The sequence below is a fragment of the Streptodolium elevatio genome (assembly GCF_053592165.1).
On the sequence record NZ_JBSFVE010000001.1, the window covers coordinates 720,311 to 744,780 of the forward strand.

Below are 24,470 nucleotides of genomic sequence, written 5' to 3' on the forward strand. Positions count from 1 at the left end.
GCCTCATGACGGTCAAGACCTTCTCCCTCGGTGGAGATCTGGAGATCAACCGGCTCGGCTTCGGTGCGATGCGCCTGGCGGCGGGCACGCGTACCGGTCCTGTACGCGATGCTCAGACCGGCATCGCCGTGCTGCGGCGGGCGGTGGAACTCGGCGTGAACCACATCGACACGGCGGCCTTCTACGGCAGGGGCGGGGTGTGGGCGAACGAGCTGATCCGCAAGGCGTTGACGCCGTACCGCGATGATCTGGTGATCGCGACGAAGGTGGGGCCGTTGCCCGGGCCGGACGGCGTACCGAGCGGGCAGGCGACGGCCGACCAGTTGCGCGGCCTGGTCGAAACGGATCTGCGCGCTCTGGGGCTGGAGCGGCTCGACCTGGTCTATCTGCGGGTCGGCGGAGTCACCGGGGCGGGTGGCGAGTCGATCGCCGAGCGGTTCGCGGTGCTGGCCGGCCTCCGCGCGGAGGGGCTGATCCGGCACCTGGGCGTCAGCAACGTGGACGCCGCCCAACTGGCGGAGGCGCGGGCGATTGCACCGGTCGCGGCGGTGCAGAACCGGCACTCCGATGACCTGGGGCTGCTGGCGGAGACGAAGGACGCGGGCATCGCGTACGTGCCGTACTTCCCGCTCGGCGGAGGAATCGGCGGCAGTCCGATCGACGCCGAACAGGTCGGCGCGGTCGCGGCCCGCCTGGGCGCGACGGCGGCGCAGGTCATGATCGCGTCGCTGCTGGCGATGTCGTCGACGGCCTTGGCGATTCCGGGCACAGGGTTGATCCACCACTTGGAGGAGAACGTCGCGGCGGGGGATCTCGGGCTCAGTGAGGAGGACCTGTCCGAACTGCGGCCCTGAGGAACCAGTTCGCGCGCTGGACGGTGGCCCACCGGCCCGGACGGGCCTTGCGGCCACCGGCTCCGCCGCTCGCTGACGTCCGCGTTGCGCGCAACTGGTTCGCCCTCATTCCCGTGCTGATCACGTGGCGCTGTCCCGCTCGAAGCGCGCGCAGATCGCCTTGGAGTGGCCGCTGACGACGACTTCGAGACCGTCCGAGATCTCCTTCGCCAGGAGCAGGCCGCGGCCGTTGGTGGCCGCGTCGCTCGGCCGTCGTACCTCGTCCAAGGCCGGCACGTCCGCGGTTGCGGGATCCGCGACTTCGACCAGCAACACGGAGGGGTTGACGTACATGGTCAACACGACCGGCACGCCGAATCGTTCGGCGAACGGCAGGGCGTTGGTGACCAGTTCGGACGCGACGAGCACCGGGCCGAACGAGTCGATGCCGTGCTCGTCGCAGACTGCATCGACTTCGCGGCGGGCGTGTCGTACGCACTCGGGCGTCGGTTCGTAGGCGAAGCGGTACGTCGTTTCGGCGGACGCGGGCAGTTCGGGCGCGGCACGCTTGTGATCGCCCCGCGCGTACGGCGTGCCGCAGGGGCCTGGCGCCGCAGCGGCCGGAGCGTACGAACCGGGCTGGACAACCGCGGCAGTGCCACTGGCTGGATTCCGACCTCGACTCGTGTCAGCGACGGGTGCTGCCAACGCGCGGACATGGGCGCGCTGTTCGTCGGACACGGTGCACACCTCCTCGGATGAGTGATTTCCGGTAACCAGGCAACCAGCCACCGGATACGTTGGACATGGTGTTCCGCGGCGCATCTGAATCGTCGAAAGCAACGCGCCGTGCCCGCGTAGCCGACGCGATCACGACGTGTGGACCATGGGGAGGCTTCTGTGGCAGCGCGCAAGCAGTACTCGTCGCCGGGGGAAAGCGTTGCCCTGTTGGCGCACCTCGCCGCAGAGATCCGGTTCCGCCGCGAGGCGGCCGGGCTGTCACGTGAGCAGTTCGCGAAGCTGGCCTCCATCGCCCCTACGACCGCCGCCTCGTACGAAAGCGGGCACCGGCCACTGAACGCTCACTTCGTGCTGCGATCCGACGAAATCCTCGACGCCGACGGAGCCTTAACGCGCATCTGGGAACGCCACGTCGCCGGCGAAAGGGCAGATGACGGCTACTCGTGGTTCATCGAACTGGAGCGCCAGGCCACGGCGATCCGGTCCTTTGAGACAGTACTCATCCCCGGTCTGCTTCAGACCGAGGAGTACGCCCGTCGTTCGTTGAGGGCCTTCCGCCCGGCGCTGACCTCCGCGCAGGTGGAGCGCAAGGTCCAACAGCGGATGAAGCGGGGGGAGATCTTCCACAAGGACCCTGAGGTGTCACTGGGCTTCGTCGTGGACGAAGCCGCCATCCGACGAGTTCCCAAGGACGACGGTCTGGCCGATGAACAGCTCACTCGTCTTTTGGCGGTGGCGCGGATGCCGAACGTGTCCCTTGGCGTAATCGCCTCCAGCGAGGGCTTCTATGCATGCATGCACGGGACGTTCACGCTCCTCTCCTTTGAGGACGCCAGCGAGAGCTGCTATCTGGTGGCCGCTGACGCATCTCGCATCAGCACCGACCATCACAAGATCGCGACGTTTCGTGATGTATACGATGGGCTCCAGTCCGCAGCGCTGTCGCAACGGCAGTCCGAAGAGCTGATCCGAGAGGTCTTGGAGTCCCCGTGAAGACGAGCACCACAACGGTCATGCCCGACGCTGCTTGGTCCAAGTCGTCGTACTCCGCCCCCACGGACGACAATTGCGTCGAGACGGCCAGGTTGCATCACGACGTAGTCGGTGTACGGGACAGCAAGGACCTGGCGAAGGGACACTTCACGGTTCCGACGCACGCATGGGGACGCTTCATCGGCAGCGTAGTTGGCTAGTCGCCACAACATCTCTCACGCAAGCCCTGGCGACCAACTCTTCTCAGCGCCAGAGTCCTTGGCACCCACCGATGAACGTTTTGCACGACAGTGAGCAAGCGACCACGTTCGATCAAGCCTGCCCACGCGATCACCTGACGAACAGCATCCGTGCACGCACGCCACGCCCGCAAAGTTGACCCATTTACCAGAATTGACCGTTTCAACGAAGCTGGTAAATACACCCCCGAACCCACCACCAACCCACAGGCCAACAAGCTGCTCCCCAGACGCGCTGGGATGTTCCCATGCTCCAGTCGCGGATGACGCTCGCGTCGAACTGCTCCCCGCACACTCGGGGGTTCTGATAGATGAGGACGTCATCGTTGGTCGTGCTGCTTGCCCAAGGGGGATCGTGTACGAGATCACCGCTGTAATAGCCGAAGCAGGCTTGCTACATGAGAAAACCGCCAGCCTGGAAGGCGCTGCCGTCGCCGCGCTCCGCCAAGGCATTGCCCTGTTGCCCATGCCGGACGCCCTGTTCACGGAGATGACCGGTGTTCCGCCGGAGATCTTCCGAGGACGAATCTCGGCGGAGGACCCCTTCTATCGCACGATGCACCCAGCGTTGGAAACCCTCCTGGCGGGGTGGTCGAGCGAGCGTCCTATTGCGTACGTGGAGGCCGACTTCTTCGGGGGAGACGGGTACCAGTCGGCTGTCGTGTGGTCCGGTGGCAGACGGCGCTGGGGGCCAGCGGTCGACGACAAGTTCGACGGCCCTCGGGACGATTGGCCGATCAACGGAGCGCTAGCGCGCTTGGGCGTACAAGGGCATGAGGGCGCGTCCGACCTGTTCGATTCCGTGGGCCTTGGCCGTGAACGCAGCACGCACGACTGGCTCCCCCAAGCGCGCACGGGGTAGGCACCGGCCCCGGCATGCCCAAAGTTTGCTCATCACCTGACGTGCAACCTCCGGGCCTGACGAGGCATCAGAGGAAGCTCAAGAGCGACAACCCCATGCCGTTCAAGACGTTCGACCTGACCGCATTGGAGCGAGCGCCCTCGCCGGCCGCCCACCACACGCGCAAGGCGGTGGCCCTATGTCAAAAATGCCCGTTTCAAAGAAGTTGGTCAATTCAACCCCTCGTCCACAACAAACACGCAGGTCAGCAAGACTGCTCCCCGCGCACGCGGGGATGTTCCCGACTCCACCATCCGCGTCCGGCCGTTGTCGCACTGCTCCCCGCGCACGCGGGGATGTTCCCAGATCGCCGCGTGGGTCGCGACCCGGGCTGCGCTGCTCCCCGCGCACGCGGGGATGTTCCGTGTCCTTCGTGCCGTGCACGATCAGCGTCGGCTGCTCCCCGCGCACGCGGGGATGTTCCCGCCCCTTCCGACGCCCACTTGGCGTCCTCGCCCTGCTCCCCGCGCACGCGGGGATGTTCCCATTGTGATCCGCTTCGTCGCAGCGGAGAGCCTCTGCTCCCCGCGCACGCGGGGATGTTCCCGACGGGTCGTCGCGGACGAACCGCACGGGCCGCTGCTCCCCGCGCACGCGGGGATGTTCCCTGACACCGCTCGAACTGGAGATCCGCGGCCTCCTGCTCCCCGCGCACGCGGGGATGTTCCCCCCAGTCGCCGAACCCGCCGCCCCGGCCGCCGCTGCTCCCCGCGCACGCGGGGATGTTCCCGCGGCCGGCAACGCATTCTCGTGCATCGAGATCTGCTCCCCGCGCACGCGGGGATGTTCCCACCGTCTGCGGGTGGGTGCTGTGACCGACACGCTGCTCCCCGCGCACGCGGGGATGTTCCCGTACGTGGCCCGGCTCACGGATGAGGGCCGTGCTGCTCCCCGCGCACGCGGGGATGTTCCAAGTGATCACGGGCGCAGTCGACTCCGTACCGGCTGCTCCCCGCGCACGCGGGGATGTTCCCACGGCGACGGCCAGGCCCCCGGCCACGGCCAGCTGCTCCCCGCGCACGCGGGGTGTTCCCCGGCACCGGTCGCGGTCGTCGAGCGTCTCGGACTGCTCCCCGCGCACGCGGGGATGTTCCCAAGATCAGCCGCGCGTACGGCGTCATCGGCCCGCTGCTCCCCGCGTACGCGGGGATGTTCCCGTTCAGGCGCTCCAGCGGCGGCTGGGGTGGACCTGCTCCCCGCGAACGCGGGGATGTTCCCGCGAAGACGACGCAGGGTTCGAACATCTGCTCACTGCTCCCCGCGTACGCGGGGATGTTCCCAGCCGCGTTCCGTCGCCCACTGGTGCGTGGCGCTGCTCCCCGCGCACGCGGGGATGGTCCCTTCGCGGTCACTTCCTCGGTCGCACCCGGGACCTGCTCCCCGCGCACGCGGGGATGGTCCCTTCGTGCGGACGTATCCGGTGCGGTCCTCCTGCTGCTCCCCGCGTACGCGGGGGGCTCGCCGTCCGGCGCGCTCCGCCAGGGACGCCTTGCCCCTTCCGCAGCGCCGAGTCCCGCGTGGGAGTCGGGCCGGCGGACTTGCCGTGGGCTGCGACGACCGAGCATCAGCAGTGCGTCGTTGGACAGCGTCGGGGCCATGGTCGGCGCGTCGCGCCCAACTCGTGGTGAGCCAGGCCCGATCAGGTCAGGCCGACGTTGCCGCGAGGCGCTTCGCGGCGTACTCGGCGCCGGCCTGCGGGTCGCCCAGGACGTATCCGGCGATGTCGGCAAGGCGGTTGATGCGGCCTGCTCCGCCCCACGTGCCGTCCGGCATCTCTGTGGCGAACACCCAAACGCGCGAGGCGGCTCGCGGGTCGGTCGTACCCTCGGCCGCCAACACGGCGGCGGTTACCTCGGCGACGAGCTTGGCGCGGCGGCCGTCGTCGAACTGCCCTTGCGGGACGGTCGCAACGAACCGGTAGCGCGGTTCGTCCGCAGGGGCGCCCGCCACGTACACCGTCTCGGGGCGGTGGAGGAACACCCAGGCGATCGAACGTGCCGCGGCGTCAGTGGGATTCGCGCCTTCGTTCCGCAGCAGGATGTCGGTCAACTCGGCAAGCAGTTCGCGTTCGACCTCGGCGGGGAGCGCGTTGCTGGGGATGTACGCGTCGAGCATCGGCATATCGGCCTCCGGGCCTCGATGTCATGTTGAGTTTAATTATTAAACTCAGCGGGACATCCGCGACCCTAGACGTGCTGCGTTGCATAAGTCAACCCAGCCTGCCTACAGTGGCCCTGTGCTCGAACGTTCCCGATACGCCAGCGACAACTGCCCCGCCGCGCGAACGCTCGCCGTCGTCGGCGAGCGGTGGACCCTGCTCATCCTGCGCGAAGCGTTTTACGGGCAACGCAGGTTCGAGGACATCCAGCGCACGCTCGGCGTCGCTCGCAATCTCCTCGCCACCCGGCTCGCAACGCTGGTCGAGCACGGACTGCTGGAGCGCCACCCGTACCGGGAGGCCGGCAGCAGGGAGCGCTTCGAGTACCGGCTGACCGAACGCGGCATCGACCTGTTCCCGATCCTGCTGGCCCTGATGGAGTGGGGCGACCGCCACCTCGGGGACGACGACGGCCCGCCGGTCATCGTCGAACACCGCGACTGCGGCGCACAGATCCAACTCGACATCACCTGCGAGGCTGGCCACACGGGACTGACCGCGCGTGACACCGTCCCCCACCCTGGCCCCGGTGCACGCCTCGCAGACCCGGCCTGACTCCCATCGTACGGTCAGTTAGGGCGCCAACTGGGGGCAGAGGCCGGGCCCTTCCGTGCAGGGACCGGCCCGCAACAGAGGTGGCGGCCCTCCCACGTCTACTACTACTCCACAAGCCTCACAGCCGACACCACACTCGCGTTTGCGGATACGTAGCCGCATCGAAGCGGGCAAGGCAACACAGAGAAGCCACGCCAATCACCAACAACGGCCGACAAGCAGCGAGAATGCCAGCCGACGCTACGCTCGCCCCTATAGACACTTCCGCACTGCCGACAAGGTCAATTCGCGCCCGCCCTAACGTGATTGGCCCCAACGAACCGATCGTGTACGTGCACGTCGCCAGCCCCGCGCCGCCCCGCAAGATTGACCTCATGTGCGATATGTCCGGTTCAACAAAGTTGGCAAATTTAGCCCTAGAGCCGAGACAAACCCGCAGGCCAGCAAGCCTGCTCCCCGCGCACGCGGGGGTGTTCCCGGCGCGGGCGACGGCGAGCTCTTCGGGCTGGCCTGCTCCCCGCGCACGCGGGGGTGTTCCCGGCAGGACTGGCGGGCGACCACTGTCCGAGCACTGCTCCCCGCGCACGCGGGGGTGTTCCCCACGCCTCCGACGATCCGACGGCCTGCTGCCGCTGCTCCCCGCGCACGCGGGGGTGTTCCCACGCCCATGTCGGCGTTGCCGTAGTCGATCAGCTGCTCCCCGCGCACGCGGGGGTGTTCCCTCCAACGGGATCACCGTGCCGAACAACAGCCTCTGCTCCCCGCGCACGCGGGGGTGTTCCCGTGCCGGGCCGTGTGGTCCGGCTTGCCTGCCTCTGCTCCCCGCGCACGCGGGGGTGTTCCACATGCGCCGCCGCTTCAAGATGGTCGACCTGGCCTGCTCCCCGCGCACGCGGGGGTGTTCCCCTCGGGATTCAGCTCGACCCGCTGACGTCCGGCTGCTCCCCGCGCACGCGGGGGTGTTCCCCCCGAAAGGAACACCGACCGATGAGCACCGCCCTGCTCCCCGCGCACGCGGGGGTGTTCCCTCCAGAGGCGAGACGTGCACGTGCATGCGATTCCGCTCCCCGCGCACGCGGGGGTGTTCCCTCGGGGTCGACGTTGATCCCGACGGTGCCGGCCTGCTCCCCGCGCACGCGGGGGTGTTCCCCCTGGTCAGGGCTCTTTGAAAACTCTGCTGCTGCTCCCCGCGCACGCGGGGGTGTTCCCTGTTCGGCACGGCGAACAAGAGTGACTAAGCGTGGGTGAACGAGTTAGCTGGCGATGGTCTGGTGGGCGTGGGCTCGACCTCGGCGGGCTCGCCGGTGGGGCAGCCATCACGGCACACGTACAGCGCCCAGATGGCGCCGGACGGGGCGCGGGTGTCGATGCCCCGAATCCGGTGCACAGCGCGCGTCTGACGGCGGCAGAGGTGACATGTCCGGAGCGGCGGGCGCCTCATGCGAACACCCCCGCCGCGCGACCGCTCACCCTGTAGTCGACAACCGGACCCGAGGACACTACCTGTTCGAGTTCGTCGCGCCGCTTCTGTTGTTTTGCCAGTTCGCGTTGCTCCCACGCCCGGACGAGGTAGGGGCGCACCATGGCGACGGCGAAGCCGTTCAGCGGCGTGAGGTCCGCCGGGGGCACAGTGGGTTCGTGTTGTCCGGCGGGAGTTGGGGCGTGGTGCTTCGGAGGACGCGGGGCACCCAGGGGCGGGGCGGCTGCAGGCTGGTCTGCCCACCGGGTCGCGCGTGCTTCCGCGTCGACTTCTGCGGGGCTATGAGGTCGAGCATCCATACGAAGAGTCGGGCAATACGATTGCTCACGTCGTCAGCTCCCAAAAGCTGATGGCCACACCCCGGGACCGTTCCAGCGGTCGCCGGGGCCTTTCGCTTCCGACGGAAGCCAACCTATATAGGTCTATCTATGTCTGATCAGTCTTGTATAGGTACGTATAGGTACAAACGGGATGGCTTGACGTCTAGAGTTCTGGCATGGCGCGCGAGATTGACCACCGTTCACCGTCACCGCCGTATCGCCAGATCGCGGCGTACCTGGTCGCGGACATCACTGCGGGCCTGTTTGCCGTCGGCGCTCCGATCCCCTCGGAAAAGGAGCTGTGCGAGGCGTACGGGGTCGCGCGGAACACCGTGCGCAATGCGGTGCGCTGGCTGCGCGACGCCGGATACGTCGAAACGGTCGTTGGGCGTGGCAGCTACGTTCTTGACCGTGCGAGCACCACGGACGAAGCGGTCGCGAACGAGTCCGCCTGACGCCGACGTCGGCGCCTAGCCGGCTCCCTCAATCCGGTAGCGCGCCCAATTCAGTGCCACGTCGGCAAGCTGCCGCGCCATCGGACCCGCTTTCGGCGTGCGGGTCACGAACTCCCACATGCCCGACAGCCGCGCGGCGAACTGTGTCAGGTCGTCATCGGACGCAGCGGCGAACGCGGGGATGGTGCGCGCCCACGCTTCCGCCTCTTTGGGCGGGTGACCGTGTGCGATGAGCCTTGTCACCAGGTACGCCGGATCGAGCCACACGGGACCGCGGGAAGCCCACGCCCAATCGACCGCGAGTGCGTGCGTGCCGTTCACCAACACATTCCCGGGGTTCAAGTCGACGTGCGCCAACGTGTTGCCGGCGAGCGAGAGACGACGTTCGAGCGCGGCCAGCGTGTCGACGTTCTCGTACGCCCATGGGTCAAGGTCGCCGGGCGGATTGACGTAGAGAACCGACCAACTCGGCGCATTCGCCCATCGCTCGGTCAGGTCACGTGCGGCGGTCGGACAGGGGGTGAGTTCCTGCGCCATCGTGACGACCAGGTCGCGCACGGCAGCGAGATCGGGGGACCCCGGGGCCAGGCTCGCCGACTGCCCCTCGGCTACTTCAAAGCCGAGCAGCAGCCACCCGTCACGCTCGATCGTCCACAACATCAGCGGGGCAACTGCCGCTGGCAGGAAGCCTGCCAGCGCGGCTTCGTTACGGTGCCCTGACGCGTACGGCCGATAGGTTCGGACGCCCTTGCAGAACACCGGCCCGTGCTCGGTCTCAAGTCGGGCGGAGAACTCGGACAATCGACCGTGCTCGGGGGCGATCGCGGATCGGACGGGTCCGGTGTGGCGCTCGACCGCGCGGCGCACGCCTTCCGGCAGGGCTTCCCACGGCTCACGGCGGGGCATGCTTCGCACTCTTTCGATAGGCGAAAGCGCTCGGCGCCCCGGTCGCATGGTGTGTCAGGCGGGGCGCCGAGACAGGATCACGGGCTGTCGCTGCACCCCGCGTGACACTGCGAGCAGTCCGCGCCGGCGACCGCCCACAATTCCGCATCGACCGGATATCCGGCCGACTTGATCAGATCTGCCGTGCGGATGACGTCCGCACGGCCTTCCGTCGTCGGGCGCGCTTCGTCGGTGGGTACGTGGTGGATGAACCGCCCGAGCGTGTCGCAGAACTCGGCGTAGTCGCGGGTGTGCAGCACCCACGCGTGCCAACCCACGTCGATCAGCGCGGACGGCGTCATGCGCTGCAAGGGGTCGGATGCGCTGACCGCCAGGAACACCGCGGTACCGGACACGATGCGGTCGGCGAGTGCGGCGCCGATCTCCGGGTGGTCGGACTGGATGCGCGCGGACAGCCGCGCACGTTGAGCCGCGGATACGTGGACTGCCGGTCGGGCGTCCAGCATGAGATTGGTCATGGGTCGGGCCACCTTTCACTAGAAGTGCTGCGAGTGGAGCCCCGTCCGTTCGCACTTCCCCAACGCCCGGACGGGGCGACAGTGGGTTAGCTGGGCGCCGGGACTCGGCGGACCTCGGATGCGAACGCGACGTACGGCACGCCGTTGCCGCCTACGCGGATCTTCAGCACGGACTCGCCGCGCAGCTCGGCATAGGCGTAGATCTCGTCAACGAGCCCCGCCGGGACGTCAGGTCCCTTCCCAGGCAGAGGAACAACCCATTGGCCTACGAGGATTGGGCCTGTCGCGGCTGGCTCCGGCTGCACGGGGCGCGGCAGGGCGCGCGGGGCTTCGTCGGAGACGCCATCGGGGCCGGCTACGAAACGAGCAGTCATGGCGCATCCCGATGCGCATGCGAGCTGCACGCATCTCGCCGCCGATGCCGAGCGCGGACAGCGCGAATCACCAGCACTCGGCGCGCACGCGTCCCGATCGGGATTCGTGTGGCTGCCGGGTCGATCACGATGCGCCCCTCCCCGATCGGGACCTGGTCATTGGAATGACCGTAGGGAGGGGTCGAGTCACTGCTCTACGAACTTGCATGTGTTTGCACGCCAATTGGGATGGCTGGTAGCACTGTTGACGTCATCTGTGCTGTTCAGCAAGGCTCATGCAAGTCTGAGCAAGTGCCTAGATGGGGGAGCCGGCGATGGCCGTAGAGTTCGTAGGAATCGACCCCAACACTGACCGGGACCACTGCCCCACCGTGTGGGCAGACACGGAAGCTCAAGAGATCTTGTTCCAAGGGTGGAAGCCCAGCCCCGAGACTCAGGCGGAGTGCGAGGCGACCAGCCCCGCGAATGGTCCCGTGCCTGATGACGAGGCGATCATCAGGCTTCCGGCTCGGATGATCCCGAAGATCAGGGAGGCGTGTGATGCCGTCGAGCGTGCCCAGCTTCGCTGAGTTGCTTGGCCGGTGTGAACGCAGCGCTGTCCATCTGGAGTTGCGCGACTCGTACGCCCCTACGGATCGGTTCGAAGCATGGAAGCGCGGCGATCGGATCGATTGGCAGAACCGGGCATCGTGGTGGCACCCGTATGACCAGACGATCGCGGACGCCGTGACGCGGGGGGTGGTCATTCGCAGGGCGCGCGTGGTCTCCGAGCCCGTGTCGGAGTATGTCCGCTGGGAGCACTACGTGACTCACGCCAACATCACCGCGGGTGAGGACGTCCGATGGCTGCCGCGTCGGCAGGCTACGAGTATTGCTCTCCCGGGCAACGACTTTTGGCTGTTTGATGGGGCGCTGCTTCGGGTGCATCACTTCTCGGGTGACGGCGCAGTGGTCGAAGATGAGATCACGGAAGATCCGGAAACGGTGAAGCTGTGTGCCGCTGCGTTTGAATCGGTCTGGGAGCGCGCAATTCCGCACCACTTGTACGAGATCTGACGGGCTCGGTCGATGCCCCTGCATCCGTCTTCACGCGTCCAAAAGGCTCGCGAAGATCTTGCCGGACGTCTGCGCGAGATCCGGAAGGACGCAGGGATCACCGGGAGAGAGCTGGCCATCCGATGCCGATGGTCGGAGTCGAAGTCATCGCGGATCGAGAACGCGAAAACCCCGCCGTCCGACGCGGACATCAAGGCGTGGTGCCGAGCCTGTGGGGCTGACGATCAGGTCCCCGACTTGATAGCAGCAAACCGACAATCCGCGGATGCTCATGTCCAGTGGAGGCAACTCCAGCGCACGGGCCTGCGCCGTCTGCAAGAGTCCGCCGGGGATTTCTATCAGCAAACCGGCGTGTTCAGAGTCTACGTATCCGATGTGATCCCCGGTTTCCTCCAGACGCCCGGCTACGCCACGGCACTGTTATCGACTATCGCGAACTTCCGGGGAACCCCGGATGATGTGCGCGACGCCGTGGCAGCCCGAATGAGGCGTAACACAGTGCTGAACAACGGCGCGCGACGATTCTCGTTCGTCCTTGAAGAGTCGGTGTTGCGCTACCGGCTGTGCAGCGTAGAGACCATGGCCGCGCAACTCGGCCACCTGCTGGCCGTGATGGACCTTCAAAACGTCGCCGTGGGCATCATCCCGTTCTCAGCGCAGCGCAACGTGTGGCCGATGCCGACCTTCACCATCTTTGATGACGCAAGGGTGCACGCGGACACCTTGGATGCCGCTTCCACTCTCACCCAGCCAACCCAGGTTGAGCTGTACGCCCGGGCGTTTGATCGGCAGTCCAAGAGCGCGATGCGCGGGGCTGCGGCACGATCGCTGATCGCGACGGCGTTGGCCTCTCTCGACTGATCCAGCCAAAGACGACGAAAAGCCCCGCTCGGAACGACGTGGTTCCGCGCGGGGCGGTGGTGATGCGCTGTGCTCGCTGGTATGGCATGCATGTGACGTCCGCAGGAACGGCTCAATGAGCCATGCGGAGAATTCCCCTCCTTGTCGCCTGATCTCCGGGGCGGGAGGGGGTCACTGCCTGGCCGAGCCGTGCCGAGGTCAGTCCGGAGCGGGCGGAACGGGCTCGGCGTCGCGCGCCTTCACGGCGGCGGAGTAGCACGGCACACAGAACGAGTGCCGATAAACGGCGAGGTCGGACGAGACGCGCCCGCGCGTGCGGGGGTTTCCCTGTGTGTACCCGGCGGGCCTTCCCGTGGCGGCGGGCTGTCGGTTGACCTGGCGACGGGCCGTCGCCAGCGGCGGACCGATGCTGACAATTTCGGGCGTCGCGGGATCAGATTTGATGGAGCTGGTCGCTTCCGGGCATCCGAGTCTGACCGATGCGGGAGCGCCACCGAAACGCCAGGGGTGAATCCTCGAAGACGGCCGCGTTGGCGGACAGTTGGGTGTCCAATGTCCGCATGACTGGGGGGCGAGCCGGGTGGCTTGATCTGGGTGGGTTGAGTGCTGCCGCCAAGACGGTGTGGGCTAAGTACGATCGCAAGTCCGGTGCGTGGCTGCCGCTTTGGCGGCACTTGGCCGACGCGGGTGGCGTGGCTGGGCTGCTGTGGGACGAGTGGCTGCCGCCCTCAGTGAAGAGCCTTGTTGCGGACGAGATGCCCGCCGGTCAAGCCGACGCTCGCAAGCTTGCGGTGTGGCTGGCCGGAACACACGACATCGGCAAGGCCACGCCGACCTTCGCCTGCCAGGTCGATGACCTGGCCGATCCCATGCAATCAGCAGGACTTGCCATGCCCGGTCGCCGGCAACTTGGCAGCGACCGCCGAATAGCGCCGCATGGGCTCGCGGGCCAAGTCCTGCTACAGGAGTGGCTGTCCCGCGAGCACGGCTGGTCGCCGCCGGCGAGTCTCGCGTACGCCATCGTCACCGGTGGGCACCACGGAGTTCCACCCGGCGACAGCCAGATCCACGACCTCGACGTACGGCCTGAACTCCTCCGCACACCCGGCCCGAGCGAGGCCACCTGGCTACACATGCAGACCGAACTACTGGACGCCTGTGCGAACACTTTCGGCGTCAGCGACCGACTGCCGGACTGGCGGCACGTACGGCTCTCGCAACCTGCGCAAGTCCTGCTGACCGCAATCGTCATCGTGAGCGACTGGATCGCCAGCAACGCGAACCTCTTCCCGCTCGTACCGGACGAGCGCGTCAACCGTCCGGACCGACTCGAGTCCGCGTGGCGGGGGATCAACCTTCCTCGACCGTGGGCACCGGAAGTCCCGCAGGAAGCGACTGTCGAGCGGCTGTTTGCGGAACGCTTCGACCTGCCAACAGGCGCTCGCGTAAGGTCGGTTCAGGCCGAGGCCGTACACATGGCCCGTGAAATGCCCGCTCCCGGCATGCTCATCGTGGAAGCGCCGATGGGCGAGGGCAAAACGGAGGCCGCGATGGCCGCCGCCGAGATCCTCGCGGCGCGGAGAGGAGCCGGAGGGTGCTTCGTCGCGCTGCCAACTCGCGCCACGGGGAACGCGATGTTCAGCCGACTGGCGCACTGGTGGAAACGGCTGGGCCTCGAAGGTGACCAATCGGTGTTCCTGGCACACGCGAAAGCCGCTCTGAACGAGAACTACCTGTCGCTCATGGACGCGGCCGGGTCGCAGACCCTCTGCGCGGTCGAGCTCGACGGCGAGGACGACGAGTGGCGACCGCAGCAGGACAAGCGGTCCGGATCCGCCGAGTTCATCGCCCACCAGTGGCTGCGCGGCCGCAAGACCGGCATGCTCGCGACGTTCACGGTCGGCACGATCGACCAGTTGCTGTTCGCAGGGCTCAAGAGCCGCCACCTGGCGCTGCGCCATCTCGCGCTCGCCGGCAAGGTCGTCGTGATCGACGAAGTCCATGCGTACGACACGTACATGAGCGTCTACCTCGAACGCGTCCTCGAATGGCTCGGGGCCTACCGAGTCCCCGTCGTGATGCTGTCCGCGACGCTCCCGGCCGCGCGGCGGGCGGCGCTGGCCGCCGCATACAGCGGACGCCCGGCCGTCGCCGACGAACTGCCCGACGACCCGCGGTACCCACTCTTGACCGCAGTCACCCGACAAACGCCCCCGTGGACGACGTACCCTCCGGCCGCCGCGGAGCGCACGACCGACGTACGCGTCGAACGGATCGACGACCACCTCGACCGGCTCGCCGACCTACTGCAAAGTGAACTCGCAGACGGTGGGACCGTGTTGGTCGTCCGGAACACCGTCGATCGCGTGCTGCGTACGGCCGCTCACTTGCGTACCAGATTCGGCAACGAGGCCGTCACCGTCGCCCATTCACGCTTCGTCGATCTCGACCGGGCGGCCCGGGACGCCCAACTCCTGCAGTGGTTCGGCCCCGAGGGGAAGCCACCAACCAATCCGCACATCGTCGTCGCCAGCCAAGTCGCCGAGCAGTCGCTCGACATCGACTTCGATCTCCTGGTCACCGACCTCGCGCCGATCGACCTCATGCTCCAGCGCATGGGACGCCTCCACCGCCACCCGCGCGGCGACAGCCGCCAGAGCGGCCGTCCGCCCCGGCTACGCGATGCGCGCTGTGTCGTGACCGGAGTTGACTGGCGGACCGAGCCGCCCACGCCCGTGCCCGGGTCGGAGGCGGTCTACCGCCTACATCCGCTGCTGCGGTCGCTCGCCGCCCTGTTGCCGTACGGCGCCGACCAACTCCTCACACTCCCCGCTCACATCAGCCCGCTAGTGCAGGAGGCGTACGGAGACCAGCCCTCGGGGCCAGGCACATGGGCGGAAGCCATGGCCAAGGCCGAGGAAGCGGACGCCGAGCACCGCAACGACCAGCGCTGGAACGCGGGTACGTTCTGCTTGGGCGAAGTCCGCCGCCCCGGGCAGGCGCTCGTCGGCTGGGTGGACGCGGGCGTGGGCGACGCCGACGAGACGCGTGGCGGTAGCGCCCAGGTCCGGGACACCAACGACAACCTGGAAGTCCTTGTCGTACAGCGGCGCGAGGACGGAACCCTCGGCACGTTGCCCTGGCTGGACCGGGGTTTCGGCGGGCTGGAACTTCCCGAGTACGCCGCCCCACCGCAGCGGGCCGCCCGCGCGGTCGCGGCCAGCGCCCTGCGGCTCCCGGACCGACTCTCGACGATGGCGATCATCGAGGAGCTGGAAGCGAGCACCCCGCAGGCCTGGCAAAGCAAGGAATGTCATTGGCTGGCCGGTGAGTTGATCCTCGTTCTCGACGCAACGTGTCGGACCCGCCTGGGAGGGTTCGAGCTTCGCTACGACCAACTGGACGGGCTGACAGTGACGTCGGCCCGGGAGCGGACATGACTCGGATGGTCTCGACGCCTTCGTTCGATCTGGTCGATCGACCGTGGCTACCCGTGCTACGGCTGGACGGGACGTCGGCCGAGCTGTCGCTGCGCGAGGTCTTCAGCCAGGCGGACGACATCCGACGTCTCGTCGGCGACGTACCGACCCAGGAATTCGCGCTCATGCGCCTGCTGTTGGCCGTAGCGCACGACGTGTTGGACGGGCCGGCCGATCTGGAGGCGCTGCGCGACACGTGGGAGCGGCCGTTCGTGGATGTTCCCGACTACCTGGATCGGAATCGGGAACGCTTCGACCTCCTCCACCCGACCGAGCCCTTCTTCCAGGTGCCCGGCCTGCGTACGGCGCATGACGAAGTCGCTTCTCTCAACCGGATCGTGGCGGACGTACCGAACGGCGAGCCGTTCTTCACCATGCGCTTGCCGGACGTCGCACGGCTTGGCTTCGCCGAGGCGGCGCGATGGGTGGTCCACGCCCAGGCGTTCGACACCTCGGGCATCAAGTCCGGTGCGGTCGACGACAGTCGCGTCAAAAGCGGAAAGGGGTATCCGCTCGGCGTCGCGTGGGCCGGCAATCTGGGCGGGGTCTTCGCCGAGGGCCGCAACCTGCGCGAGACCCTGCTCCTCAACCTCGTTGCGTCCGACGCCCCGTCAATGCGCATCGCACGCGACGACAAGCCCGCGTGGCGTCGACCGCACTGCGGCCCCGGTGCCACCCGCGCAGCCGAGATGAGCGGACGGCCGTCCGGCCCGCGCGACCTCTACACCTGGCAGTCGCGCCGCCTGCTCCTGCACCACGATGGCACCGCCGTGACCGGGGTGGTGCTCGCGTACGGCGACCCGCTCGCGCCGGGCAACGGTATGCAGGGCAGCGAGCCGATGACCGGATGGCGCCGCAGCAAGGCCCAGGAAAAGAAGCTGGGTCGCCCCCTGGTCTACATGCCGCGCGAGCACGACCCGACGCGGGCGGCGTGGCGCGGCCTGGCCGCGCTGCTGTTCTCCGGCGGCCGGGAGGACGCGGCCGCGCAGCGGGCCGACGCCGCGGACAGTTTGCGGCCACGCGTACTGGACTGGATCGCGCGGCTTGCGAACAACGGGCTCATCCCCAACGACAGCCTGATCCGCGCGCGGACTATCGGCGCGGTGTACGGCACGCAGCAGTCCGTGATCGACGAGACCGTCGACGACAGTGTCACCATGTGCGTCGTCCTGCTGCACGAGGGCGATCCGCGGTACGGCCAAGTCGCCGTCGACGCGGTCGCGGACGCGCACGCCGCGGTCGTGGCTCTCGGGGGCCTGGCCGCGGATCTCGCGCAGGCCGCGGGGGCAGATGCGATCCCGCGGCGCGACGCCGCCATGGACATCGGGTACGCATCCCTCGACGGGCCGTTCCGTAGCTGGTTGCGCGAACTGGGCTCGGCGGCGGACCCGTTCGAGGCCCGGCGGACCTGGCAGCGGCGTGCCCACGGGATCGTCGGTCTGGAGGGCGACCTGCTGTTGGCCTCGGCGGGCCAGGCCGCCCGGGAGGGGCGTCTCATCGCCGGAAAGCAGGCTCCGATCTGGCTCGACGACACGGCGGCCGAGCTGTGGTTCCGGGGGCGCCTCAAGCGGGCCCTGCACGAGCCGTTCGGCGAGACCCGTACCGAATCCACAGAGGTGTCCCAGTGACCGTGACGTCCGTGAACCCCGATCCCGCGGGGCCGAAGCATCCTTCGGGGCCGACGTCTCCTCCGGGTCCGCCGCCCGAAGGTGGGTCCCCACCTGGGCCCGGCACCGGACCTGGGCCCGAACGCGCCGGCTGGCGCCTCGGTCCGGTCGGCGAGTCGGTTGTCGCGCAGATCGCCAAACTTCAGGTCGGGTACATCAAGGACCGCCCGGACGCCGTTGCCGCACTCGCGCGGATTCGACGCGGTGCGGGTCACTCTTTCGGCGAACTTCCTGATCTCTGGGGACTGTTCGCGATGGACCGGGTCTACGACGAAGTACGCGGCGAAACGGACACGATCCGCGCCGAGAACGCAGTGCACCTGGCGATCACTCTGTGGGCGCGACATCAGCAATCCCATCGCACCAAGGGCATGCACCGGCCCGGGGGTTCGGAGCTGGGCGCCGCAGTACGCCTGCTCATGCCGGGCACCGACATCGACGAGCCTGTCCGCCAGCGCTTCGTACGGGCCGGATCGGCCACCTCGTTCGAGATCCTGGCCCAACGGCTGGGCGAACTGGTCCTGCTCCTACGCCGCCACGAAATCGCCCTCGATTACGGCCTGTTGGCCGCCCAGCTGTACGCCTGGCAGCGACCTGGCGGTGACGACAGGGTCCGGCGTTCCTGGGGACGAAGCTTCCACATCCGACCGAAGGCGCGGCCCGAGCAGGGGCCGGACGGTTCGAGGAGCTCTGACTCCCCGACGGAAAATCCGTCCGACGGCCCGACCGGCATGCCGAGTACCCCCTCGACCACCACCCCGGCGACCGACAAGGAATCCGAGTGAGCCGCACGATCGTGGATGTGCACATCCTCCAGACCGTTCCGCCGAGCAACCTGAATCGGGACGACACGGGTTCCCCGAAGACGGCCGTCTACGGCGGCGTACGCCGGGCCCGCGTATCCAGCCAGGCCTGGAAGCGCGCCACCCGGACCGCGTTCGGCGATCTGCTCGCCGCCGATGAACTCGGCGTACGGACGAGGAGGGTGGCCGAGGCCTTGGCCGACCACATCCTCGAACGTGATCCGTCGCTGAAGGACACCGACCTGCTGGTGCCCGCGGCCGAGGTGATCCAGGTGGCCACCGGCTCGAAGGTCGAGATCCCCAAGCGCGGCAAGTCGAAGGACGGCGAGTCGGAGGCGGCACCGCAGTCGCTCTACCTGATGTTCCTGAGCGGGCGTCAGCTGGGTGGGCTCGCCGAGTTGGCCATCGAGGGCCTGAAGAGCGTCGACGGGATCACGGAGTTCCTGAAGAACAAGGGCACCAAATCGCGTGCACGGGCGCTGGCCAACTCGCGGCATTCCGTGGACATCGCGCTCTTCGGCCGGATGGTCGCCGACACGTCGGACATCAACGTGGGGGCGGCGGCGCAGGTTGCGCACGCGATCGGCGTACACGCGTCGGACACGGAGTCGGACTACTACACGGCCGTCGACGACCGGAACACCGACGCCGAGACCGGCGCGGGCATGATCGGCACCGTCGACTTCAACTCGGCGACGCTCTACCGGTACGCCGCGCTCGACGTCGACCTGCTGCACAAAAACCTCGGGGCCGGCCTGCGCGACGACGAGGCGCCGACCGTACCCGTGCGGCGCGCGGTGGAGGCCTTCGTGGAAGGGTTCGTCGCCTCCATGCCCACCGGCAAGATCAACACCTTCGGGAACCACACGCTGCCCGACGTGGTGGTGGTGAAAGTACGTGGCGCACGCCCGGTGAGCTACGCAGGAGCCTTCGAACGCCCCGTCCAGAAAGACGAGTTCGGCGGCTACGTGGCCAACGCGTGTACGGCGCTTGCCGCGCATGTCGAGGGGATCGAAAAGGCTTACGGCGTACGCGAGGGCGATGCGGCATGGGTGCTCCGCGTCGGCCCGGGCACCGAATCGGTTGCCGGGTTGGGCACCGAGGTCTCGCTAGCCGAACTCGTGCAGGCCGTCGGCTCGGCGGTCGCCGACCGGCTGGAGCCGCGTGAATGAGCGTGCTCCTCATGCAGTTGGCGGGACCGCTCCAGTCGTGGGGTGCCTCGGCCCGGTTCGCCCGGCGTACGACGGAATCGGCTCCGACGAAGAGCGGCGTGATCGGGCTGCTTGCGGCGGCACAGGGCCGGGCGTACGACGCCGACATCTCGGACCTTGCGGCGTTGCGCTTCGGCGTACGGATTGATCAGCCCGGCAGGCGAGTTCGCGACTACCAGACGGCGCACCACCAGGACACCGAAAAGTCGATGCCCGTCTCGGAGCGCTACTACCTCGCGGACGCGGTCTTCGTCGCCGGGGTGGAAGGCGACGACGGACTGATCGACGCACTGGACGCGGCGGTACGCGAGCCGGTGTATCTGCCGTACCTGGGACGGCGATCGTGTCCGCCTGCCCGGCCGATCGATCTCGGGGTGCGCCGCGGCACCGACCTCATCGGGGCGCTGGCGGCAGAGGAATGGCGAGCGTCCGATTGGTACCAGGAACAGCAACGTGGGCGTCGAGGCCGGCCCGACTCTCTGGCCCTGCTGATCGAGGCAGCCGCCGGCGACGGCCTCGGGGACACCATTCGCGACCAGCCGCTCAGCTTCGATCCACAGCATCGCCGGTACGCGCTGCGGACGGTGATCTCGGACGAGGTACAGGTACCTGAGGGCGTCGGCGTACCGGATCACGACCCCACCGCGGTGCTGGACGTATCGCCGAACCCTGCGCAGCAGCCGAACCATCCGCAGCAGCCGGACTCCTTGGGCGGTGCCTGATGTTCCTGACGCGCTTCCGCATCAACACCGCGCGGGTCGGGGCACGTCGCCTGCTGTCGTCGCCGCACCGTCTGCACGGCGCTGTCGCGGCGTCGTTCGCCGATCCGGCTGATGATCCGGTCGCCGGTTCGCTTGCCGATGCGCTCGCCGATCGAGTTGCTGTGGAGCCGCGGGAATCGTCGGGCGATGGTGGGCCCCGGGTGTTGTGGCGCCTCGACGAGAACGCCTTGGGGAACGTGTTCCTCTACATCGTCAGCCCAGCACGCCCTGACCTTACGCACCTTGTGGAGCAGGTGGGTTGGCCAACCACCGGCGGATGGGACACGTACGAGTACGCGCCGTTCCTGGAGAAGCTGACGACTGGCGACACTTGGGACTTCCGGCTGACTGCCAACCCCGTGCACAGCGTGCGGAATCGGGACGGCGTACCGACCAAGCGGACGGCCCACCTGACAGCGCGTCACCAGATGAACTGGCTCGTGGGGAAGCAGCAAAGCGCCGGGTTCGAGGTGGTCGAGAAGCCGGTCGATCGGCAACGCCTGCCTGAGGGCGACGAGTTGCAGTTGGTCGTGCACAACGAGCGGAAGTGGTCGTTCGGAAAGGGAGGCGGTCCCGCGCGGGGCGGTGGCGGGGGGCCGGTGACTCTGACGACGGTGACGTACGACGGACGCCTGCGGATCACGGACGCCGATGCAATGCGGCACACGCTCACGGCGGGGCTGGGCAAGGCGAAGGCGTACGGGTGCGGCCTGATGACGCTCGCGCCCGCACGGTGAGCGATGACGACGCCCGGCAAGCGCAACCTGTCGACTCCGCGTGAACTCACCAGGGTCAAGGACCGGGTGTCGTTCGTGTACTTGGAGCGGTGCAGCGTGCATCGCGACGCGAACGCGATCACGGCGGAGGACGCCGAGGGCACCACGCACATCCCGTCGGCCACCATCGGAACGCTGCTGCTGGGGCCGGGTACGCGGATCAGCCACCAGGCGATGGCGGTTCTCGGCGAGTGCGGTGCGGGTGTGGTGTGGGTGGGCGAGAGCGGCGTACGGTTCTACGCCGGTGGCCGTGCGCTCACCCGATCGGCCGGGCTGGTCCAGGCGCAGGCGACCGCTTGGACGGGACAGCGGTCGCGCCTTGACGTCGCGCGAGAGATGTATCGTCTCCGGTTTCCGGACGAGGATCCGTCCGGCCTGACGCGGCGTGAGCTGCTGGGGCGCGAGGGCCAGCGGGTCAAGTCGTGTTACCAGCGAGAGTCGGCACGTACCCAAGTGGTTTGGCACGGCCGCCAGTTCGTGCCCGGCGACTTTGCGTCGAGTGATGCACTCAACCAGGCGCTGACGGCATCCGCCCAATGCCTGTACGGAGTCGCGCACGCGGTCGTCGCGGCGCTGGGTTGCTCATCGGGCCTGGGGTTCATCCACTCGGGGCACGAACTGTCGTTTGTGCTCGATATCGCGGACCTCTACAAGACGGAGGTCGGAATCCCCGTCGCCTTCGATGCGACTGTCGAAGGCGAGGAGGACATCGCATCGCGTACGCGCCGCGCGCTCCGTGACAGGATCCACGCGACGAAGCTGCTCGACCGGTGCGTGGCCGACATTCAGCACCTGCTGGGACCGTACCGAAGCGAGGCATCGGCGGATGAGGATGCGGACGAGGTCTCGCTGCTGATCGACGGCGGGGCGGCCGTCGAATCGGGGCGCAATTACGACTCAACTCGTCCACCCGAAGCGGGATATGGCCCGTGACGGTCATCGTCCTGACAACGTGTCCCGCTGGCCTGCGCGGGCTGCTCACGCGCTGGCTCTTGGAGATCTCGCCGGGAGTGTTCATCGGCAACCCCTCGGCGCGCATTCGAGAGCTGCTGTGGGAAGAGGTCAAGCAGTACGCCGGACAGGGCCGTGCGCTGCTCACCTACAGCGCCGACACCGAGCAGGGCTTCGCCTTCGAGACACACGACCACCGGTGGCTCCCGGTGGACCACGAAGGCCTGACCCTCATCCGCCGCCCGAGCAGCGGCGTGGGACCACAACGGCCATCGCCAACCGGCTGGAGCAAGGCATCAAAGCGACGCCGCTTCGGGAAGTAGGCGCCATGCGGTCAGCTCGCGCTCCATTTGTCCAATTCCACGAAGTTGGTAAATTCAGCCCTCGGTCAGGACTAACACACAGCTCAACAAGACTGCTCCCCGCGCACGCGGGGGTGTTCCCAAGGCTGCAGGCACAGCGGAATCCGCCAAGGACTGCTCCCCGCGCACGCGGGGGTGTTCCCCCCCGGCCCTCCCCGGCATCATCACGCCCCCCCTGCTCCCCGCGCACGCGGGGGTGTTCCCCGCATCGTCGTCCGCAACGAAGGCCCCGGCACCTGCTCCCCGCGCACGCGGGGGTGTTCCCAACCTGGATGCGTACTGCGACTTGCTGCTGACCTGCTCCCCGCGCACGCGGGGGTGTTCCCCGGCCTCGCCTGCTCCTTGTCGCCGCCGCCGCCTGCTCCCCGCGCACGCGGGGGTGTTCCCCGTGCGGGGTCTGTGGTGATCCAGATCGAGGCCTGCTCCCCGCGCACGCGGGGGTGTTCCCGCCGAGATGACGGCTTCGACTTGCTGGCGGCGCTGCTCCCCGCGCACGCGGGGGTGTTCCCGATTTCGGTCATGCTGACGCCTCCGAAGCGTCCTGCTCCCCGCGCACGCGGGGGTGTTCCCTCGGACCAGGCGTCCAGCTTCACCGCGTGGCGCTGCTCCCCGCGCACGCGGGGGTGTTCCCCCGCCGTACCCAGGCCGGCACGATGACATGGGCCTGCTCCCCGCGCACGCGGGGGTGTTCCCTCGTGGAGCGCGGTGCCGGGCTCGGGTGCCCACTGCTCCCCGCGCACGCGGGGGTGTTCCCCTCGTCCACATCGTCGCGTGCACCGCCATCACCTGCTCCCCGCGCACGCGGGGATGTTCCCGCGGCAAGGTCGCGGATCGCCTACGCGGGGGTGTTCCCGGGGCGAGTCTGTGGCCCGCCATGGCCTCGGCCTGCTCCCTGCGCACGCGGGGATGGTCCCGAGATCATGTTCCGTGACGGCATGGACCTCCTCTGCTCCCCGCGCATGTGGGGCTTCCTATCTATCCCCGGTGGTGGCGAAGGCGGCTCGGTAGGCGGTGGGGGTTACGCCGACTTTCCTGACCAAGTGTTGGCGGAGGGAGTCGGCGGTGCCCAGGCCGCTTTGGTGGGCTACCTGGTCGACCGGCAGGTCCGTCGTTTCGAGGATCTGGCGGGCGCGGTCGAGGCGTTGGTGGAGGAGCCACCTGGCGGGGCTCAGGCCGGTCTCGGCGTGGAAGCGGCGGGTCAGCGTACGGATGCTCGTGCCGGCGTGGGTGGCGAGGTCGGCGAGAGACAAAGGGCGGTGGAGGTGTTCGAGGGCCCAGGTGCGGGTTGCGGCGAGGGTGGTGGTGCCCTCGGGTGGGAGCGGGGTTTCGATGAGCTGCGTTTGGTCGCCTGCGCGGATGGGGGCGGCGACCACCAAGCGGGCGGTGTTCGCCGCCACGGCGGCGCCGTAGTCGTTGCGGACCATGTGGAGGCACAGGTCGATGCCCGCGCTCAGGCCCGCCGAGGTGAGGATCTGCCCCTCGTCGACGAACAATACGTCCGGCCGTAGTTCGACCTCGGGGAAGCGGCGGGCGAACTCGCCGGACATAGCCCAGTACGTCGTCGCGCCGCGGCCGTCGAGCAGGCCGGCCTGGGCCAGGACGAAGGCGCCGGTGCAGATGGATGCGATGCGTTTGCCCGCGGCGGCGGCCGTACGGAGGGCGGCCAGGACACGCGGGTCCGTCTCGTGGCGGTCGCCGGTGCCCGTCACGATGACGGTGTCGGCGTCCGCGATGACGTCCAGGGCGTCGCGTACGACGACGTCCGCGCCGATGTAGCCGGAGATGATGCCGGGCTCGGCGGTGCACAGGCGTACGTCGTAGCCAGGCCCGCCGTCGACGATCGTCGCACCGAAGACCGTGCCGGGGATCGACAGGTCGAACGCGATCACCGGTGGCACGGCCACAACAGCTATCCGGTGCATGGCCAGAACCTCCGGTTGCTTGGCATTTCCGCCACTCCCCCGCGCATCAACGCGCGGCGAAGGTGGACACACATCCGGAAACCCGGGCATCGCTCCGGATCTTCCGTGGCCGCCGAGGCGACCGACCCGCGCACACCATGTGCCACAC

General features: G+C 68.3%; 23 protein-coding genes and 3 CRISPR repeat arrays. Of the genes, 17 read left to right on the forward strand and 6 right to left on the reverse strand.

What is annotated here, in order from left to right:
* Positions 1–5 precede the first annotated feature (5 nt).
* Positions 6–854 carry an aldo/keto reductase gene (locus ACWD12_RS03165; RefSeq protein WP_450098050.1) on the forward strand — a complete coding sequence of 283 codons (849 nt, stop codon included), beginning with the start codon at positions 6–8 and terminating at the stop codon, positions 852–854.
* A 120-nt stretch (positions 855–974) separates the two neighbouring features.
* Here ACWD12_RS03165 and ACWD12_RS03170 read toward each other — a convergent pair whose 3' ends face one another.
* Positions 975–1,574 (reverse strand): ATP-binding protein, encoded by a 600-nt coding sequence (locus tag ACWD12_RS03170; RefSeq protein ID WP_450098051.1) that lies wholly within the window; start codon positions 1,572–1,574, stop codon positions 975–977.
* A 159-nt stretch (positions 1,575–1,733) separates the two neighbouring features.
* On the opposite strand from ACWD12_RS03170, the gene ACWD12_RS03175 reads away from it, so the two are divergent.
* From ACWD12_RS03175 to ACWD12_RS03185, 3 genes are all read left to right on the forward strand, one after another.
* Positions 1,734–2,567 (forward strand): helix-turn-helix domain-containing protein, encoded by an 834-nt coding sequence (locus tag ACWD12_RS03175; RefSeq protein WP_450098052.1) that lies wholly within the window; start codon positions 1,734–1,736, stop codon positions 2,565–2,567.
* 20 nt (positions 2,568–2,587) lie between these two features.
* Positions 2,588–2,767 carry a DUF397 domain-containing protein gene (locus tag ACWD12_RS03180; RefSeq protein ID WP_450098204.1) on the forward strand — a complete coding sequence of 60 codons (180 nt, stop codon included), beginning with the start codon at positions 2,588–2,590 and terminating at the stop codon, positions 2,765–2,767.
* Positions 2,768–3,161: 394 nt separating this feature from the next.
* The gene (locus tag ACWD12_RS03185; protein ID WP_450098053.1) at positions 3,162–3,668 is read left to right on the forward strand and encodes a hypothetical protein; all 507 of its coding nucleotides are present in this window, start codon (positions 3,162–3,164) and stop codon (positions 3,666–3,668) included.
* A 253-nt stretch (positions 3,669–3,921) separates the two neighbouring features.
* Positions 3,922–5,109: direct repeats of the CRISPR family, unit length 29 nt; unit sequence CTGCTCCCCGCGCACGCGGGGATGTTCCC.
* Between the two features lie 242 nt (positions 5,110–5,351).
* Here ACWD12_RS03185 and ACWD12_RS03190 read toward each other — a convergent pair.
* Positions 5,352–5,828, reverse strand: a complete 477-nt coding sequence (locus tag ACWD12_RS03190) for a tautomerase family protein (RefSeq protein WP_450098054.1) — start codon at positions 5,826–5,828, stop codon at positions 5,352–5,354.
* Between the two features lie 115 nt (positions 5,829–5,943).
* Between ACWD12_RS03190 and ACWD12_RS03195 the strand changes: the two genes are divergently transcribed.
* Positions 5,944–6,420, forward strand: a complete 477-nt coding sequence (locus tag ACWD12_RS03195) for a winged helix-turn-helix transcriptional regulator (RefSeq protein WP_450098055.1) — start codon at positions 5,944–5,946, stop codon at positions 6,418–6,420.
* Positions 6,421–6,869: 449 nt separating this feature from the next.
* A CRISPR array of direct repeats spans positions 6,870–7,629; the repeat unit is 29 nt; unit sequence CTGCTCCCCGCGCACGCGGGGGTGTTCCC.
* A gap of 228 nt (positions 7,630–7,857) precedes the next feature.
* Here ACWD12_RS03195 and ACWD12_RS03200 read toward each other — a convergent pair.
* Positions 7,858–8,049 carry a hypothetical protein gene (locus ACWD12_RS03200; RefSeq protein WP_450098056.1) on the reverse strand — a complete coding sequence of 64 codons (192 nt, stop codon included), beginning with the start codon at positions 8,047–8,049 and terminating at the stop codon, positions 7,858–7,860.
* 347 nt (positions 8,050–8,396) lie between these two features.
* On the opposite strand from ACWD12_RS03200, the gene ACWD12_RS03205 reads away from it, so the two are divergent.
* Positions 8,397–8,675 carry a GntR family transcriptional regulator gene (locus ACWD12_RS03205; protein WP_450098057.1) on the forward strand — a complete coding sequence of 93 codons (279 nt, stop codon included), beginning with the start codon at positions 8,397–8,399 and terminating at the stop codon, positions 8,673–8,675.
* A gap of 15 nt (positions 8,676–8,690) precedes the next feature.
* Here the strand turns inward: ACWD12_RS03205 and ACWD12_RS03210 are convergent, their stop codons facing one another.
* Complete coding sequence (locus ACWD12_RS03210) at positions 8,691–9,581, reverse strand: phosphotransferase (RefSeq protein WP_450098058.1); 891 nt, start codon at positions 9,579–9,581, stop codon at positions 8,691–8,693.
* Between the two features lie 77 nt (positions 9,582–9,658).
* Positions 9,659–10,099, reverse strand: coding sequence for a glycine-rich domain-containing protein (locus ACWD12_RS03215; RefSeq protein WP_450098059.1), 441 nt, complete (start codon positions 10,097–10,099; stop codon positions 9,659–9,661).
* A 688-nt stretch (positions 10,100–10,787) separates the two neighbouring features.
* Between ACWD12_RS03215 and ACWD12_RS03220 the strand changes: the two genes are divergently transcribed.
* The 11 genes from ACWD12_RS03220 (at position 10,788) to cas2e (ending at position 22,361) form a co-directional block, all read left to right on the forward strand.
* A complete protein-coding gene (locus ACWD12_RS03220; RefSeq protein ID WP_358346984.1) occupies positions 10,788–11,042 on the forward strand; it encodes a hypothetical protein in 255 nt (84 codons plus the stop codon).
* Positions 11,014–11,529: a DUF6879 family protein gene (locus ACWD12_RS03225; RefSeq protein ID WP_450098060.1), complete on the forward strand. Its 516-nt coding sequence runs from the start codon at positions 11,014–11,016 to the stop codon at positions 11,527–11,529. Before ACWD12_RS03220 ends, ACWD12_RS03225 begins: the two co-directional genes overlap by 29 nt.
* A 12-nt stretch (positions 11,530–11,541) precedes the next feature.
* On the forward strand, positions 11,542–12,390 hold the full coding sequence (locus ACWD12_RS03230; protein WP_450098061.1) for a helix-turn-helix domain-containing protein: 849 nt from the start codon (positions 11,542–11,544) through the stop codon (positions 12,388–12,390).
* A gap of 599 nt (positions 12,391–12,989) precedes the next feature.
* Positions 12,990–15,830, forward strand: coding sequence for a CRISPR-associated helicase Cas3' (cas3, locus tag ACWD12_RS03235; protein ID WP_450098062.1), 2,841 nt, complete (start codon positions 12,990–12,992; stop codon positions 15,828–15,830).
* Positions 15,827–17,497 (forward strand): type I-E CRISPR-associated protein Cse1/CasA, encoded by a 1,671-nt coding sequence (casA, locus tag ACWD12_RS03240; RefSeq protein ID WP_450098063.1) that lies wholly within the window; start codon positions 15,827–15,829, stop codon positions 17,495–17,497. The genes cas3 and casA overlap by 4 nt, the downstream gene beginning before the upstream one ends.
* An 11-nt stretch (positions 17,498–17,508) precedes the next feature.
* Positions 17,509–18,321, forward strand: coding sequence for a type I-E CRISPR-associated protein Cse2/CasB (gene casB, locus ACWD12_RS03245; RefSeq protein ID WP_450098205.1), 813 nt, complete (start codon positions 17,509–17,511; stop codon positions 18,319–18,321).
* Positions 18,318–19,511 (forward strand): type I-E CRISPR-associated protein Cas7/Cse4/CasC, encoded by a 1,194-nt coding sequence (cas7e, locus tag ACWD12_RS03250; protein ID WP_450098064.1) that lies wholly within the window; start codon positions 18,318–18,320, stop codon positions 19,509–19,511. The genes casB and cas7e overlap by 4 nt, the downstream gene beginning before the upstream one ends.
* Complete coding sequence (cas5e, locus tag ACWD12_RS03255) at positions 19,508–20,272, forward strand: type I-E CRISPR-associated protein Cas5/CasD (protein WP_450098065.1); 765 nt, start codon at positions 19,508–19,510, stop codon at positions 20,270–20,272. The genes cas7e and cas5e overlap by 4 nt, the downstream gene beginning before the upstream one ends.
* Positions 20,272–21,048 (forward strand): type I-E CRISPR-associated protein Cas6/Cse3/CasE, encoded by a 777-nt coding sequence (gene cas6e, locus ACWD12_RS03260; protein WP_450098066.1) that lies wholly within the window; start codon positions 20,272–20,274, stop codon positions 21,046–21,048. The genes cas5e and cas6e overlap by 1 nt, the downstream gene beginning before the upstream one ends.
* A 3-nt stretch (positions 21,049–21,051) precedes the next feature.
* The gene (cas1e, locus tag ACWD12_RS03265) at positions 21,052–22,020 is read left to right on the forward strand and encodes a type I-E CRISPR-associated endonuclease Cas1e (protein WP_450098067.1); all 969 of its coding nucleotides are present in this window, start codon (positions 21,052–21,054) and stop codon (positions 22,018–22,020) included.
* Positions 22,017–22,361: a type I-E CRISPR-associated endoribonuclease Cas2e gene (gene cas2e, locus ACWD12_RS03270; RefSeq protein WP_450098068.1), complete on the forward strand. Its 345-nt coding sequence runs from the start codon at positions 22,017–22,019 to the stop codon at positions 22,359–22,361. Before cas1e ends, cas2e begins: the two co-directional genes overlap by 4 nt.
* A 92-nt stretch (positions 22,362–22,453) precedes the next feature.
* Positions 22,454–23,314: direct repeats of the CRISPR family, unit length 29 nt; unit sequence CTGCTCCCCGCGCACGCGGGGGTGTTCCC.
* Between the two features lie 57 nt (positions 23,315–23,371).
* On the opposite strand, the gene ACWD12_RS03275 is transcribed toward cas2e, so the two are convergent.
* On the reverse strand, positions 23,372–24,322 hold the full coding sequence (locus ACWD12_RS03275) for a GlxA family transcriptional regulator (RefSeq protein WP_450098069.1): 951 nt from the start codon (positions 24,320–24,322) through the stop codon (positions 23,372–23,374).
* Positions 24,323–24,470 lie beyond the last annotated feature (148 nt).

Bases quoted from the DNA above. Each gene is read 5' to 3' on its own strand.
- ACWD12_RS03220 (WP_358346984.1), top strand. From the start codon at position 10,788: ATGGCCGTAGAGTTCGTAGGAATCGACCCCAACACTGACCGGGACCAC.
- ACWD12_RS03225 (WP_450098060.1), top strand. From the start codon at position 11,014: ATGCCGTCGAGCGTGCCCAGCTTCGCTGAGTTGCTTGGCCGGTGTGAA.
- ACWD12_RS03190 (WP_450098054.1), bottom strand. From the start codon at position 5,828: ATGCCGATGCTCGACGCGTACATCCCCAGCAACGCGCTCCCCGCCGAG.
- cas6e (WP_450098066.1), top strand. From the start codon at position 20,272: ATGTTCCTGACGCGCTTCCGCATCAACACCGCGCGGGTCGGGGCACGT.
- cas5e (WP_450098065.1), top strand. From the start codon at position 19,508: ATGAGCGTGCTCCTCATGCAGTTGGCGGGACCGCTCCAGTCGTGGGGT.
- ACWD12_RS03165 (WP_450098050.1), top strand. From the start codon at position 6: ATGACGGTCAAGACCTTCTCCCTCGGTGGAGATCTGGAGATCAACCGG.
- ACWD12_RS03275 (WP_450098069.1), bottom strand. From the start codon at position 24,322: ATGCACCGGATAGCTGTTGTGGCCGTGCCACCGGTGATCGCGTTCGAC.
- ACWD12_RS03210 (WP_450098058.1), bottom strand. From the start codon at position 9,581: ATGCCCCGCCGTGAGCCGTGGGAAGCCCTGCCGGAAGGCGTGCGCCGC.
- ACWD12_RS03215 (WP_450098059.1), bottom strand. From the start codon at position 10,099: ATGACCAATCTCATGCTGGACGCCCGACCGGCAGTCCACGTATCCGCG.
- cas1e (WP_450098067.1), top strand. From the start codon at position 21,052: ATGACGACGCCCGGCAAGCGCAACCTGTCGACTCCGCGTGAACTCACC.
- ACWD12_RS03205 (WP_450098057.1), top strand. From the start codon at position 8,397: ATGGCGCGCGAGATTGACCACCGTTCACCGTCACCGCCGTATCGCCAG.
- ACWD12_RS03230 (WP_450098061.1), top strand. From the start codon at position 11,542: ATGCCCCTGCATCCGTCTTCACGCGTCCAAAAGGCTCGCGAAGATCTT.
- ACWD12_RS03180 (WP_450098204.1), top strand. From the start codon at position 2,588: ATGCCCGACGCTGCTTGGTCCAAGTCGTCGTACTCCGCCCCCACGGAC.
- casA (WP_450098063.1), top strand. From the start codon at position 15,827: ATGACTCGGATGGTCTCGACGCCTTCGTTCGATCTGGTCGATCGACCG.